General features: G+C 70.6%; 11 protein-coding genes and 1 tRNA gene. 4 read left to right on the forward strand and 8 right to left on the reverse strand.

Features of this window, described 5'->3' with window-relative positions:
* Nucleotides 1–81: 81 nt before the first annotated feature.
* Nucleotides 82–1428 (forward strand): vWA domain-containing protein, encoded by a 1347-nt coding sequence (locus QA861_RS39745; RefSeq protein WP_334593710.1) that lies wholly within the window; start codon nucleotides 82–84, stop codon nucleotides 1426–1428.
* Nucleotides 1429–1469: 41 nt separating this feature from the next.
* Nucleotides 1470–2840, forward strand: a complete 1371-nt coding sequence (locus QA861_RS39750) for an FHA domain-containing protein (protein WP_334593712.1) — start codon at nucleotides 1470–1472, stop codon at nucleotides 2838–2840.
* Nucleotides 2841–2870: 30 nt separating this feature from the next.
* On the opposite strand, the gene QA861_RS39755 is transcribed toward QA861_RS39750, so the two are convergent.
* On the reverse strand, nucleotides 2871–3866 hold the full coding sequence (locus QA861_RS39755; RefSeq protein ID WP_334593713.1) for a methyltransferase domain-containing protein: 996 nt from the start codon (nucleotides 3864–3866) through the stop codon (nucleotides 2871–2873).
* A gap of 128 nt (nucleotides 3867–3994) precedes the next feature.
* Here QA861_RS39755 and QA861_RS39760 point away from each other — a divergent pair, with 128 nt between their 5' ends.
* A complete protein-coding gene (locus QA861_RS39760) occupies nucleotides 3995–4408 on the forward strand; it encodes a globin (RefSeq protein ID WP_006378001.1) in 414 nt (137 codons plus the stop codon).
* Nucleotides 4409–4458: 50 nt separating this feature from the next.
* Here the strand turns inward: QA861_RS39760 and QA861_RS39765 are convergent, their stop codons facing one another.
* The 7 genes from QA861_RS39765 to QA861_RS39795 form a co-directional block, all read right to left on the reverse strand.
* Entirely contained in the window at nucleotides 4459–5133 is a 675-nt protein-coding gene (locus QA861_RS39765; RefSeq protein ID WP_334593714.1) for a DUF8185 domain-containing protein, read from the reverse strand.
* Nucleotides 5130–5567 carry an acyl-CoA thioesterase gene (locus QA861_RS39770; RefSeq protein WP_334593715.1) on the reverse strand — a complete coding sequence of 146 codons (438 nt, stop codon included), beginning with the start codon at nucleotides 5565–5567 and terminating at the stop codon, nucleotides 5130–5132. The genes QA861_RS39765 and QA861_RS39770 overlap by 4 nt, the downstream gene beginning before the upstream one ends.
* A 2-nt stretch (nucleotides 5568–5569) precedes the next feature.
* Nucleotides 5570–7234, reverse strand: coding sequence for an energy-dependent translational throttle protein EttA (ettA, locus tag QA861_RS39775; protein WP_334593716.1), 1665 nt, complete (start codon nucleotides 7232–7234; stop codon nucleotides 5570–5572).
* Between the two features lie 192 nt (nucleotides 7235–7426).
* Nucleotides 7427–8848 (reverse strand): Cys-Gln thioester bond-forming surface protein, encoded by a 1422-nt coding sequence (locus QA861_RS39780; protein ID WP_334593717.1) that lies wholly within the window; start codon nucleotides 8846–8848, stop codon nucleotides 7427–7429.
* A 233-nt stretch (nucleotides 8849–9081) separates the two neighbouring features.
* Nucleotides 9082–9555: a single-stranded DNA-binding protein gene (locus QA861_RS39785; RefSeq protein ID WP_334593719.1), complete on the reverse strand. Its 474-nt coding sequence runs from the start codon at nucleotides 9553–9555 to the stop codon at nucleotides 9082–9084.
* A gap of 365 nt (nucleotides 9556–9920) precedes the next feature.
* Nucleotides 9921–12095 (reverse strand): GTPase, encoded by a 2175-nt coding sequence (locus tag QA861_RS39790; protein WP_334593720.1) that lies wholly within the window; start codon nucleotides 12093–12095, stop codon nucleotides 9921–9923.
* A gap of 5 nt (nucleotides 12096–12100) precedes the next feature.
* Entirely contained in the window at nucleotides 12101–13720 is a 1620-nt protein-coding gene (locus QA861_RS39795) for a dynamin family protein (protein ID WP_334593722.1), read from the reverse strand.
* A 323-nt stretch (nucleotides 13721–14043) separates the two neighbouring features.
* On the opposite strand from QA861_RS39795, the gene QA861_RS39800 reads away from it, so the two are divergent.
* Nucleotides 14044–14116: transfer RNA gene (locus QA861_RS39800), tRNA-Arg, on the forward strand.
* The last annotated feature ends 321 nt before the right edge of the window (nucleotides 14117–14437 follow it).

Genomic DNA, 14437 nt, shown 5'->3' on the forward strand with positions numbered 1-14437 from the left:
CCCAGGAGGACCGGAGGGGACCGGTCCGCATACAGTCACTGCTCCACGGATGTGGGGTTTTCGAGGGGGAGCGAAGCACGCATGGCCAATTTCTCGAAGTCGAACGTGCCGCAGTTCTCGGTGGACGTCTACCAGAACGAGTACCTGCCCGACGGCGGCCGCGAGGTCAGCGCGATCGTGACGGTCACCGCGACCGGTGGCGGCACGGTCGGCACCGCGGTCGCGGCACCCCACCTCTACTCACCGGGCCAGGGACCGGACGCGGCCGTGGCGATCATGGTCGACTGCTCCGGCTCGATGGACTACCCGCCGACCAAGATGCGGGGCGCCCGGGAGGCGACGGCAGCCGCGATCGACGCGGTGCGCGACGGTGTGCACTTCACGGTGATCGGCGGCACGCACCTCGCCAAGGAGGTCTACCCGGGCGGCGGGCGGCTCGCGGTCGCCGACGCCACCACCCGCGAGCAGGCCAAGCAGGCGCTGCGTCGGCTGACCGCGGGCGGCGGCACGGCCATCGGCACCTGGCTGCGCCTCGCCGACCGGCTGCTGTCCTCGTCCGAGGTCACCATCCGGCACGGCATCCTCCTCACCGACGGCCGCAACGAGCACGAGTCACCGGAGGACCTGAAGGCCGCCCTGGACTCCTGCGCCGGCCGCTTCACCTGCGACGCACGCGGTGTGGGCACCGACTGGGAGGTCAAGGAGGTCACCGCGATCGCCTCCGCGCTGCTCGGCACCGCCGACATCGTCGCCGACCCGGCCGGCCTCGCCGCCGACTTCACTCAGATGATGGAGACGGCGATGGGCAAGGAGGTCGCGGACGTCGCCCTCAGGCTGTGGACCCCGGTCGGCACGGAGATCAAGTTCGTCAAGCAAGTGGCGCCCACCGTCGAGGAGTTGACCGGCCGCCGCACGGAGGCCGGCCCGCGCGCCGGTGACTACCCCACCGGTTCCTGGGGGGACGAGTCGCGCGACTACCACGTGTGCGTCGAGGTGCCATCCGCCGGCCTGGGCCAGGAGATGCTGGCCGCCCGTGTCTCGCTGGTGATCCCGCAGCCCGACGGCAGCGCCCAGAACCTCGGCGCACAGGGCCTCGTACGAGCCGTGTGGACCGACGACATGACGGCCTCGACGTCGATCAATCCGCAGGTCGCGCACTACACAGGTCAGGCCGAACTGGCACAAGTCATCCAACAGGGTTTGGATGCCCGCAAAGCGGGTGATGTCGATGGTGCAACGGCCAAGCTGGGACGAGCCGTTCAGCTCGCCAGCGCCTCCGGAAACGCGGATACTGCGAAACTGCTTGCGAAGGTGGTGGACGTGGTCGACGCCGCGGCAGGTACTGTGCGACTGAAGGCGAAGGTCGAAGAGGCCGACGAGATGACACTCGAAACACGGTCCACAAAGACTGTTCGTGTAAAGAAGTAACTGAACAAAACGTAGCGAAGAGGAGAGGGGGAAGAGCCGACATGCCGACCTGCCCGAACGGACACCAGTCGGGTTCCGACGACTGGTGCGAGGTCTGCGGTCACCGCATGGCCGGTGCCGTACCCCCGCCCCCGCCGCCACCCCCGGCGCCCGGTTACGCCTACCCGCCGCCGGGTTCCGCCACCGGTGCGCCCGGCAGCCGCTCGCACCTGTCCGCCGTACCGGACGCCGAGCAGGAGCTGTGCCCGCAGTGCCGCACCCCGCGTGAGGGGGGCGCTCCGTTCTGCGAGGAGTGCCGGTGGAACTTCCTGACGAACACGGCGACCTCGTACACCCCGGCCGCCCCGCGCCCGCCGGCGCCCGGACCGGGCCAGGGGTACGGAGGGGGCCCCGGTGGCGCGGGTCCCGGCCAGCGCTTCCAGCCTCCGCCGCCCAGCCCGGCGGGACCGTCCTACGGCGGCGGCGGTGACGGGTACGACTACCAGAGCTCGCGCCCGTCGCAGATCAACCGCCCCGCCGAGCCGATCCCGCCCTTCGGCGGCGACCCGTCCCGCCCGGTCCCCCCGCCGCCCGGGCCCACCCCTGGTGGCCCCGGAGGTCCTGGCGGTACGTCCCCCGGCGGCCCGCAGGGTTACCCGCCCGCCGGACCCGGACCCGGCGGATCGCAGGGATATCCGCCGCCCGGTCCCGCCGTCACCTCCGGCGGGCCCCAGGGATACCAGCCGCCCGGTGGTGCTCCGCAGGCCTTCCAGCCGTCCAATCCGCCCTTCCCGCCCGCGTTCCCGCAGGAGACGGGTCGGCCCGGTGGTCCGCAGTCCGGTCCCGGCGGCGGCTTCGGCGGCGGTGACGACGACTGGGTGATCTCCCCGCCCTCCGGCGGCCCGGGCGGACAGCCCGGCCCGCCCTCTCCGGCCGGCGGGGGCTACGGCTATCCACAGCCCGGCCCCACCCAGGCCCCGCCCTCCCCGGGCGGCGGCTACGGCTACGGCCAGCAGCAACAGCAGCCGCTGACCTGGTCCGCGACGATCGGCCCGGACCGCGAGTACTTCATGGCGATGATGCAGCGCTCCGGCCCCGAGGCCGCGGGGCTGAACCTGCCCGCGTACTCGCCGGAGCAGCGGCGCCCGCTCACCGGCAACCAGATCACGATCGGCCGCCGTCGTCACTCCACGGGCGAGTCCCCGGACATCGACCTGGCGGTGCCGCCGGAGGACCCGGGCGTCTCGCACCAGCACGCGGTGCTGGTCCAGCAGCCCGACGGCAGCTGGGCGGTCGTCGACCAGAACTCGACGAACGGCACGACGGTCAACAACTCCGAGGAGCCCATCCAGCCCTTCGTCCCCGTACCGCTGCAGGACGGCGACCGGGTGCACGTGGGCGCGTGGACGACGATCACGATCCGCCGGGGATAGACCAGCAACAGGGCGGCGGCAGGGCCGCGGTCAGCCGGGGAGGGGCCAGGCGTACGGACCCGTGGGTTCGTCGAGCCAGGCCCACTCCTGGTCGCCGCTGACGGTGATCCCGTACCGCTCCCGTACCGGACGGTCCTCGCGCTCCCACAGTGCGTAGGCCTCCTGCGGGTCCAGGCTGCCCCGGGTGAGCGCCAGCAGGAACCCGAACAGTTCGTGATCGCGCGTCCGGGCCGGGAGTGCGCCCAGGCGTGGGATGTCCGGCTCGGGCCTGCTCTCCCCGCGCAACGGCACGAAGTAGGCGGACGTGTGCAGGAAGCGGCCCTCGGCATGTTCCGCGTCGATGACCGTGAGGGCGGCCAGCCCGGTGGCGAACGGCGTCAGGACGCGGGCGCCGGGACGGCACTGGGCGAGCCACGCGCGCGGGACCGAGGTGAGAGTGCAGGTCGCGATGATCCGGTCGAAGGGAGCACGCTCGGGCACTCCTCTGGCGCCGTCGCCGGTGACGACGACCGGATGGTGGCCGGCGGCGGCCAGATGCCGGCGGGCCGACTCGGTGATCTCCGGATCCAGATCCACCGTCGTGACATACGCGTCGCCGAGGCGGTGGGCGAGCAGCGCCGCGTTGTATCCCGTACCGGCGCCGATCTCCAGGACGTGGTGCCCGTCCTCGACCTCCAGTTCGGCGAGCATCATGGCCATGAGCGAGGGCTGGCTGCTGGAGGAGACCAGCTCGCCGTCGCGGATCCGGGTCGCGAGCGGCGCGTCCGTGTAGGCGCCGCGCATCCACCTCTCACGCGTACGAGCATCGGGACTCTCGCCCCACAGCCGCTGCCGGCCGGACACGGCACCGGCGTAGTAGTACGGCACGAAGAGGTGCCGCGGCACCGCCTCGAACGCCTCCCGCCAGGCCGGATCACCGTCCCAGGCCCCGCTCGCCTCGATCACCCGCACGAGTTCCGCCCGCGCCGAGGCGGCGAGGTCGCCGAGGTCGTCGTCCCTGCCCTTGTGGACAGCGTGCGCTCTCATACGTCCACTGTCCTGCGCCCCGGGCCGGGGCGCGAGCGCCGATCCCGGCCGAAGCGGAACCGGCCGCTCGGTGTGGCCCGTAGGGGGTGGTCCTAGGTCTTGAGTCCTCGGTCGGTCCGTCTGAGACCATGGGTGACGTGAAAGAGATTCCGCGCGGCACGCTTCAGGAGCAGACCTTCTACGAGCAGGTCGGCGGCGACGAGACCTTCCGTCGCCTCGTGCACCGGTTCTACGAGGGTGTCGCCGAGGACCCGCTGCTGCGGCCCATGTATCCGGAGGAGGACCTGGGCCCGGCCGAGGAGCGGTTCACGCTGTTCCTGATCCAGTACTGGGGCGGCCCCACGACGTACAGCGAGAACCGCGGCCACCCCCGGCTGCGGATGCGCCACGCCCCCTTCGCCGTCGACCGGGCGGCGCACGACGCGTGGCTCAAGCACATGCGCGTCGCTGTCGAGGAACTCGGCCTCTCCGAGGAGCACGAGCGGACGCTGTGGAACTACCTGACGTACGCGGCGGCCTCGATGGTGAACACAGAGGGCTGAAGGCTGAGTACTGAGGGCTGCGGAGTGACGGCTGAGGGCCGCGCACACCCTCAGCGGACACTGACGTCCAGTGCCCCGAGTCCCGCTCTGCGTACGGCGATCGAGCCGTACGGCGTGCGCAGCCGCAGCCAGGCCCCCGCCGAGACCAGCGCCGGCGGCTCCTCGCCGGCCGGCCGCAGGAACCCCAGGGACTGCGCCGCGTGCACAGCCCGCACCGGCAGGGGAGTGTCCCCCACCGTCCGGGTCCAGATCTCGCGCCCGATCCGGTCGAGTTCGGCTCGGGTACGCAGCTCGGCCGTCAACTCCTGCGTACGGGACCGGAATTCCGCGACCGCTGCGGCGACCATGGCGCGCAGCGCGTCCGGTGCGGGCAGACCGGGCTCCGGTCGCCAGCCGCCGCGCGGGGGCAGCACCCCGGCCCAGGGCGGGCCGGTCACGGCGCCGGGGACGGTGAAGGTGGCGGCCGACTCGTCCACCGTCTCCAGGAGTTCACCGGCCGACACGGTGGCGTCGAGGGCGACGTCCAGCCCGTTCTCGTAGGGCTTGGCGAGCCGGGCCGTACGGATCGCGAGGACCTCGAAGGACGGGGGCCGCCCGAACACGGCGAGGGTGGTCCCGGCCGCCTGGAGGCGCACCGCTGCCCCACGGTCGTAGTGGAGCAGCCGGGCGAGGAAGGCGGCGAGGTCTGCCGTCTCCCCCTCGTCGGCGAGGTGCAGGACCGTCATGCGGCGACGGCCCCGCCCTCTTCGCCGGCCTTCACATCAGCCTTGTCATCGTCCATGTACTCCTCCAGGAACTCCCGCTCCTCGGAGGTGATACGGCGCGGACGTTGCGTCGCGAAGTCGAACGGCACGACCACCGTCGAGGCCTGGACGTACACCTGGTCCGGGTCCTTGACCTCGTAGGTGAGCGTGAAGGACGCCGCTCTTATCCGCGAGACCCACAACTCGATGTCCACGGGCGCGTGCCGGTGGACCAGCTGCCTCTTGTAGTCGATCTCGTGGCGCGCCACCACGGACCCCTGCTGGAAATCCTTGTCCGGGCGGAACAGGAAGTCGATACGGGCTTCCTCCAGGTAGCGGAGGAAGACCACGTTGTTGACGTGGCCGTACGCGTCCATGTCCGCCCAGCGCAGCGGGCAGCGGTAGATGTGCCGCAAGATCAGCCCCGGGTCAGCTTCTTGTAGGTGGCGCGGTGCGGACGGGCCGCGTCGGCACCGAGCCGCTCGACCTTGTTCTTCTCGTACGACTCGAAGTTGCCCTCGAACCAGTACCACTTGGAGTCACCCTCGTACGCGAGGATGTGGGTCGCGACCCGGTCCAGGAACCAGCGGTCGTGGGAGATGACCACAGCCGCGCCCGGGAACTCCAGCAGGGCGTTCTCGAGCGAGGACAGGGTCTCGACGTCGAGGTCGTTGGTGGGCTCGTCGAGGAGCAGCAGGTTGCCGCCCTCCTTGAGCGTGAGCGCCAGGTTCAGACGGTTGCGCTCACCACCGGACAGGACACCGGCCGGCTTCTGCTGGTCCGGGCCCTTGAAGCCGAAGGCGGAGACGTAGGCCCGCGACGGCATCTCGACCTGGCCGACGTTGATGTAGTCCAGCTCGTCCGACACCACGGCCCAGAGGCTCTTCTTGGGGTCGATGTTGGCGCGGCTCTGGTCGACGTAGCTGATCTTGACCGTGTCACCGATCTTGACCGAGCCCGAGTCCGGGGACTCCAGGCCCAGGAGCATCTTGAAGAGCGTGGTCTTGCCGGCGCCGTTCGGGCCGATGATGCCGACGATGCCGTTGCGCGGCAGCGTGAAGGACAGGTCGTCGACCAGGACCTTGTCGCCGAACGCCTTCGAGAGGTTGTTGACCTCGACGACGATGGAGCCCAGACGCGGGCCCGGCGGGATCTGGATCTCCTCGAAGTCCAGCTTCCGCATCTTGTCGGCCTCGGCCGCCATCTCCTCGTAACGGGCGAGGCGGGCCTTGGACTTGGTCTGGCGGCCCTTGGCGTTGGAGCGGACCCACTCCAGTTCTTCCTTGAGGCGCTTGGCTCGCTTCTCGTCCTTGCGGCCCTCGACCTTGAGGCGGGTGGCCTTCTTCTCCAGGTACGTGGAGTAGTTGCCCTCGTAGGGGATCGCGCGACCGCGGTCGAGCTCGAGGATCCACTCGGCGACGTTGTTCAGGAAGTACCGGTCGTGAGTGACGGCGACGACAGCGCCCGCGTACTTCGAGAGGTGCTGCTCCAGCCAGTTCACCGACTCGGCGTCGAGGTGGTTGGTGGGCTCGTCGAGGAGGAGCAGGTCCGGGGCCTCGATCAGCAGCTTGCAGAGCGCGACGCGGCGCTTCTCGCCACCGGAGAGGTTGGTGACGGGCCAGTCGCCGGGCGGGCAGCCCAGTGCCTCCATGGCCTGCTCCAGCTGCGCGTCCAGGTCCCAGGCGTTGGCGTGGTCCAGGTCCTCCTGGAGCTTGCCCATCTCGTCCAGCAGCGCGTCCGAGTAGTCCGTCGCCATGAGCTCGGCGACCTCGTTGAAGCGCTGGAGCTTGCCCATGATCTCGGCGGCGCCGTCCTGGACGTTCTCCAGGACCGTCTTGGACTCGTCGAGCTTCGGCTCCTGCATGAGGATGCCTACGCTGAAGCCGGGCGACAGGAACGCGTCACCGTTGGACGGCTGCTCAAGGCCCGCCATGATCTTGAGAACGGTGGACTTACCGGCACCGTTCGGGCCGACCACACCGATCTTCGCGCCGGGCAGGAAGCTCAGCGTCACGTCGTCAAGGATGACCTTGTCGCCGTGAGCCTTACGCGTCTTGCGCATGGTGTAGATGTACTCAGCCAAGAGAAACCGTCCGGCAGCTTGAATTCTGGCAGTGGGCAGATACTCACCATCTTGCCGTACTGCAACCCCCTGACGAAAACCAGTATGTCAGCGGCCCCGGGTGCCCGGCGGGCGGGCCTGGGCCGCTGACGTCCAGTGGGTCACCGTGCGGCCACACACTGTTGAGTTGTCAAGGTGCGATGTAGTTCACACTCACTTCCGAGTGCCTGCCCCGTGCGGCTCCTTCTTTCCGACGAGGAGCACCACGCCGCCGCCGATCACCAGCAGGACGATCGCTGTGCCGGCGATCATCGGCGTCGCGCCGGAGCTGCCGGTCTCGGCCAGGTTGACGCCGTCTGCGGAGGTGTCGCCCGCCAGTGCCGAGCTCGGTTCACTGAGCGTCTGGACCGCGTCCCCGCCCGCGCTGCCCTGGGTCGCGCAGTCGAGGACGCCCGCGAACCGCTGCTCGAAGCCGTTCGGCCCCAGAATCGTGAAGTCGTACGGCTGGTCCTCCCGCAAGGGGATCGTCACCGTCCGTGACTCCCCGGCCGCGATGGTGTGCTCGAAGCCCATCAGCTGGAAGGTGAACGCCTCGTCGCCCTTGTTGGCGGCCGCGATGTCCACGCCGTTCTTGGCGCAGTTCTTCCGTGCCGACAGCGCGGGGACGGGACCCGTGGCGGCCCAGTTCGCGGTCGCCGTCGCCGAGACCGTGGACTCGCTGGAGCCCGCGAGGATCTGGGTCTGGCTTCTGCTGTCGGAGGTGAAGGCGCGGCCGACCGGCACACTGGTCGAGGCCTGGACGCTCAGCGCGGCCGAACCGTCCAGTGCCTTCCCGGGCACCTCGAAGAACACCTTGCCGCCGTCGACCAGGGACGTGACGGCCCGGCCGTCCTGGTCCACGACCCGTACCCCGCTGGTCGCGGCGTCGGCGGGCGGTATCACCGTGACGCTGTCCGCGTCGGTGTGCACCGTGACCGGCCCGAGCCGCTCCCCGGGGTGGCCGGAGACCGCGGGCGGGTCGAGGGTCAGCGAAGCGTCGGGCTCCGCGAGGTTCTGCGCGCTCCTCTCCAGGTAGTCCGCGAGCTTCTCGGCCTGCGGGTCGACGGCGTCCACGTCGGCGCCGTCCGAGTAGCGCCAGATGGCCACCTGGGTGCCGGCCGCCGCGTCCTGCTCGCTGAGTCCGGCGGCGCCCGCGCGGACGGCCAGCGCCGCGAGGTCGTTCACCTGCGGATAGGAGTTCTGCAGGATCCAGCGAATCCGGCCGGCGTCCTTGTTGCCGCTCAGAGAGGTGCCGCTCCAGGAGGTCTCCTGGTATTTGGCGTCCTTCTGTGTCGGGTTGTTCAGGTCGACGCAGTACGTCTGGAGCGTGCCCCCGTTGTCGACGGACATCTCGAACAGGCCGGCGGACAGCTGCTGGTCGCCGTCGTCCCCGTGGACGACGGCCGTGCCGTACGTCTTCAGCCCGCCTATGGTGGCGGTCGCCCCGCCCTGCTGCTGCGGAGTGGCGTCCGCGACGGCGGTACCGGCAGTGACCAGCGCGCCGGTGACGGCGAGACCGGACACCATCGTCGCGGCGGCGAGCCGGGCCGCCGCCGCTCGCCCGCGCCCGGACAGCGCGGAGAACGAAGAAAACACAGAATTCCCCTTCGAGCAGGACCCGTTGACGTGGGGGTGCGGTCCCACCAGCAGCATCAGAAGCCCCGTGAGCTATGCCGGGCATCCTAGGGACGTGGCGGACCGCGCTTCCCAGTCCTGTCATCGAATAACCGATCCGACTCGGAATCGTTATCGCCAAGATCATCCGGATGCCGGTCAGTTCACCGATAAGCCTCAGTTCGGTCGGCGTCGGCGCCCACCTCGGCCTGGTGTCACGTCACCGCGGCGGGCTCCCGCCGTTGTTGCGCCCCGCCGCCGCCCTCGTCGGCCACGGGTGTCTCCCAACTGGGTTCGGGGCGTGGCGTCCCCGAAGCCTCGCCCTTGAGCGGGCCGGCGGAACGCCTGAAGGCCGACGTACCCCGCGCGAGATCATGGCCGATCGCCACCGCGTCGATGTCCGCCGACGTCCAGCTCTGCCCGTCGCGCATCTCCGTGCGCACCTTCAACCGGCCCTGCACGATCACCGGTTCACCCAACGTCAGTGACGCCCCGACGTTCGTCGCGAGGGCCCGATTCGCCCACACCGTGAAGAAGTTGGTGTGTCCGTCTGCCCACGTGTTCTTCTCGCGGTCCCAGTAGCGCGAGGTCACCGCGAGGCGGAACCTCGCCGACGCCCCCGACGCCAGGTCTCGGTACACCGGCTGCGTCGCCACATTTCCCACCGCGCACACCATCGTCTCGTTCACGCGAACCACCCCTCCCGGCTCCGGCGCACTCGCGCCGGGCGGATACCCGTACGGGCCCGTCCCGTACGGCTGTCTCCGACACGGCGACCGCGAGAACTGCTCCGGTCGCCGCTGCGCGCCGATCGCATCCGTCGTGATCGCCGCGAAGCCAGAATGCATCCGTCGGTCCGAGCCCGCTGAGCCCTGTGGACTACCGGCCGGTTGTGGAAAACTCCGTCACCCGACCGAGGGACCCCCGTCCCTTCGCCCGTCACTCCTCCGGGGTTCAGCCCTCGCGGCCTGCCGGTTTCGCACCCCTCCAGCCGAAATCCCTCTTGCCGAGATCCCTCCAGTCGAGATCTCTCCAGTACAACTCCGTCCCGCGCTCACCCGACCACCGCCCGAGCCCCCGTGACCCGCCCGTACTGCTCCCGTACCTCGCGATACCGCAGCAGTTCCGCCGCCACCGGATCCAGGACCCGGGCCCGGCCGCAGCTTCCCGCAGCTTCCCGCAGCCGCCGTTCCGCCTCCAGGCCGTACCGCCGGGCCGGGCCGCGAGCGGCCAGTCTGCAGCTCCACTCCACACCCGGACCGCCGACGATGCCCACCGACATCAGCAGCACCGGCACTCCCAGGTTCGGGGCCGTGACCCCGACGATCTGACCCACCAGCCACAGCCCGCCCACGATCTGAAGGATCGTCATGGACGCCTGCGCGAGCACGGCGACCGGCCACCAGCCCGGCCGGGGCGGCCGTCCCGAGGGCGTCCCGGCGCGGGTGGCCAGCTCGTCCAGCGCCTCGGACAGGCCCTGTGCCCCCCGTACGGCCGCCTCGCGCACCGCCAGCGCCCACGGCGCGGGAAGTCCGGCCGACGCCCGCTCCGCGACCGTACGCACCGCCTGCTCGACACGCTGACGGGCCGTGGCCTCCTCGTCCGGTTGCGCGTGTACGGCGAAACGGCCGGTGGAGGGTTCGCGCCGGTCCTGGCACCACCGCCACAGCCGCAGCCACGGGGTGCCGCAGGCGCGGTTGGCGTTGCGCAGCCAGACCCGTTCGGCGGCCTGGCCGGCGGCGGTGGCGCCCACCGCGTCGGCGAGCCGGCCGGAGAACTCGTCCCGGGCCCGTTCGCTGAGCCCGGCGCGCCGTCCGGTCGTGTAGACGGGCCGCAGCTGCCACGCGGCGGCGTCGAGGTCGGCCGAGATCCGGCGTGCCGCGGCCCCGCGCTCGCCCACGAACTGCCCGAGCGCCTCGCGCAGTTCGCCGATGCCGTGCCCGGTGAGCGCGGACAGCGCCAGTACGGTGGCGCCGGGTTCGCCGTACTCCCCCAAGGCGATGCCGTCCTCGTCGAGCAGTCGCCGCAGGTCGTCGAGGACCTGGTGGGCGGCCTCTCCGGGGAGACGGTCCACCTGGTTGAGGACGACGAACATGACCTCCGCGTGCCCGGCCATGGGCCGCAGATAGCGCTCGTGGAGGACGGCGTCCGCGTACTTCTCCGGATCGACGACCCAGATGACCGCGTCGACCAGGGCCAGTACGCGGTCCACCTGTTCGCGGTGCTGAACGGCTGCCGAGTCGTGGTCGGGCAGATCGACCAGGACCAGGCCGCGCAGCTGCGCCTCCGCCTCCGCGCTCTGCAGGGGGCGCCGGCGCAGTCGTCCGGGGATGCCGAGCCGGTCGATGAGGGTGGCCGCGCCGTCGCTCCAGCTGCAGGCGATGGGCGCGCTGGTGGTCGGCCGGCGTACTCCGGTCTCCGAAATGGCCACTCCGGCGAGGGCGTTGAACAACTGGGACTTGCCGCTGCCGGTGGCGCCCGCGATGGCTACGACGGTGTGCTGCCCGGAGAGCCTGCGCCGGGCCGCCGCCTCGTCGAGCACCCGGCCTGCCTCGGCGAGGGTTCTGCTGTCCAGCCGGGTACGGGACAGCCCCACGAGCTCGCGGAGCGCGTCGAGCCGGGAGCGCAGCGGTCCGTCGTACGCCAGGGGCATCACGGGCTGGGGGACGCTGCTGGAGACCCGGGCCTCGACGACCGTCTCGCGCGCGGGAGGGGGATCCGTCTCGGACACACGGCGAGCGATCAGACCGTCGTCCCAGGCGCCGGAGGGCTCGGATTCCGGGCGGGGGTCTGGGCGGGGGTTTGTGCGCGGGGCTGGGCGGGTGTTCTTGGAGGTGTCCTCAGGAGGGCCCTTGTGGGTCGAGAGAGAGCTGGAAACGGAGGTAGAGGCGGAGGTAGAAACGGGGGCGGGGGCGGGGTCAGGATCGCCGTCGCCATCGCCATCGCCGTCACCATTGGCGGAAGCGGCCTCCCCAGGGGCGTCGTTTTCGGGTGCCCCGCCCTCGCTGCCCTTCTTTTCGGCCTCCTTTTGTTCGGCCTCTCCCCTCGTGTCGTTCTTGTCGCCCTTGTCGCCCTTGTCGTTCTTATCGCTTTTTTCGCTCTTCTTGGCCTTCTCGGCCTTCTCGGCCTTCTCGTTCTTCTGTGCCTTGTCGGCGTCGGAAGGGCTCTCCTGTGGAGTCGCGTTTTCGGCCGAGGCGTCGTGGTGGTCGTGGTCAGTGACGGCGGTCACCGCGGTCACCTCTCCTTCTGCAGTACGGACAGCGCGGCGATGAGTTCGGCCTGGGGCTCCGGATGGACGTCGAGTGCGTCGAGCGGGGCGAGGCGGCGCTCGCGTTCGGTGTGCATGACCCGGTCCAGGTGATCGGCGAGCAGCCGTCCGCCGCGGTCGCGCAGCCGCAGGGCGCCGTGGGCTCCGATGCGTTCGGCGAGCCCCTCGCCGGCGGACCGGGCCCGTCGGCCGCCCAGCAGTGCGGTGGCGACCAGCGCGGCGACCGCCTCGACGTCCGGGGCGGCACTCCGGTCGAGGTCGCGCAGCTCGTCCTCGGCGTACTCCTCCAACTCGCGCCGCCATCGCCGTACGGCCATCCCGACGCGGTGTTCGACGCTGCCCTGGGACGGGTCGCGCCCCGTCAGTCCCGGGGCGTCGGCGGCGGGTTCGCGGCGCCAGGCGTCGTCCACGCGTTCGTCGGCGGCGGTGACGGAGCAGAGCAGGAGGGCGCAGAGGCTCTCCACGAGGGCGTCGAGGAGTTCGCCCGCGGAGCAGTCGAGCGGGAAGGCGCGCCATCGCTTCAACGCGTCCCCGGAGAGGACGGCGCCGGCCTGCAACCGCCCCCGCACGCGCGCGTGCTCGCTGTCGTAGGCCCCGTCGACGGCCGCGGTGAGCCGTAGGGAGGCCGAGTACTGCGCGGCGGCGGCGCCGGCCAGCTCGGGCATGCGGGACTTGAGGGAGTCGAGGACGCCGTACGCCGTACGGGCCATGGCCTGCTGGCGGCTGGCGGGGTCCTGCGCCTGCTGGGTGAGCCAGGCGCGCAGCGGCGCCACCGCGGTGGCCGGAAGCAGCCCACCGCCCCAGGCGGACTCGGGCAGTTCGGGCACGGTGAAGCGCGGTACGTCGCCGAGGCCGGCCTTGGTGAGGAGGGCGCCGTACTGCCGGGACACCTCGGACACCACCTGGTGGGGTACCCGGTCGAGGACGGTGACCAGAGAGGCCTGGTAGTCCTTGGCGGTGCGCAGGAGATGCCAGGGGACGGCGTCGGCGTACCGGGCAGCCGTGGTGACCATGATCCAGATGTCGGCGGCGCAGATCAGTTCGGCGGCGAGGACGCGGTTGTCGGCGACGAGGGAGTCCACGTCGGGGGCGTCGAGGAGGGCGAGCCCGCGCGGCAGGCTCTCGGCGGTCTCGACCCGCAGAACCCGTGCCCCGTCCTCGCCGGGAAGCAGCAGATCGTCGCCGGAGTCCTGGTCCGGATCGCGTTGGGGCACCCACACGCGCGTGAGGTCGGGCAGCACCCGCATCCCGCTGAACCAGTGATGGTCCTCGGGATGGCAGACCAGCACCGGTGTCCGGGTCGTGGGCCGCAGTACGCCGGCCTCGCTGACCCGGCGCCCCACAAGGGAGTTGACGAGGGTCGACTTGCCGGCCCCTGTGGACCCGCCCACAACGGCGAGCAAGGGCGCTTCAGGTTCCCTCAGTCGGGGCACCAAGTAGTCGTCGAGTTGCGCGAGCAGTTCGTCGCGGTTGGCACGCGCGCGTGGCGCTCCCGGCAGGGGCAGCGGGAAGCGTGCGGCGGCGACACGGTCGCGCAGGGCGGAGAGTGCGTCGAGCAGCTGAGGCCGTACGTCCAAGGTCACCACATGTGAAGAATGCCCAATTTTAGGGGAATTCTGAAGCATATGAGCATGTCTGCGCGCCGACAGAACACAAGGGACGGAAGGGACGACTAGGACGTAGGCGCAGTCCAGGCATAACGAGTGCACAACACCCGATGCGCTAGACGGCAAAAGCGGTGCACGATTCGTACCTGCCTGCGATTATCAGGACCGCTTCACTGAACCTCCACATTGAGCCACGGAGGTGAAGCAACCAGGACAAGGCCGCAGGAGCCCTATCCTTGTCCCCGGCAACGTCAAGGACCGGCCCACACCCGGGCCCACCACGACCGAGGCCACCACACCCGGCCCCCGTAGCTCAGTGGATAGAGCAGGCGCCTTCTAAGCGCTTGGCCGCAGGTTCGAGTCCTGCCGGGGGCGCGCATTTCCGCAGGCCAGGGCCCTTTTTAAGCTCTTCGTGAGATCACTCGCGGAGGGCTTTTTCGTTGCCCGCGAGGGGATTTTGTCAGGTTATGCACCCTCGATTGGGGTACTGCGTCCCGCATACGTCCCCCGGTTGGGGCAGCAACTTACGCCTCACCGTAGTTGGTCTGAGAGTCGCCGCTGGTCAGGGCCATGTTGATGAGCCATCAGCGAAGAACAGGGCAGGCGCCGAAACGGCACCTGCCCTGTTCCTCTCCGCTGGCTCGAACCGCCCTACGCCGGCCCTTGCGCCACCTCACACAAGTAGATTCAGCCCAC

The sequence above is a fragment of the Streptomyces sp. B21-083 genome, assembly GCF_036898825.1.
Classification (GTDB): Bacteria; Actinomycetota; Actinomycetes; order Streptomycetales; family Streptomycetaceae; genus Streptomyces.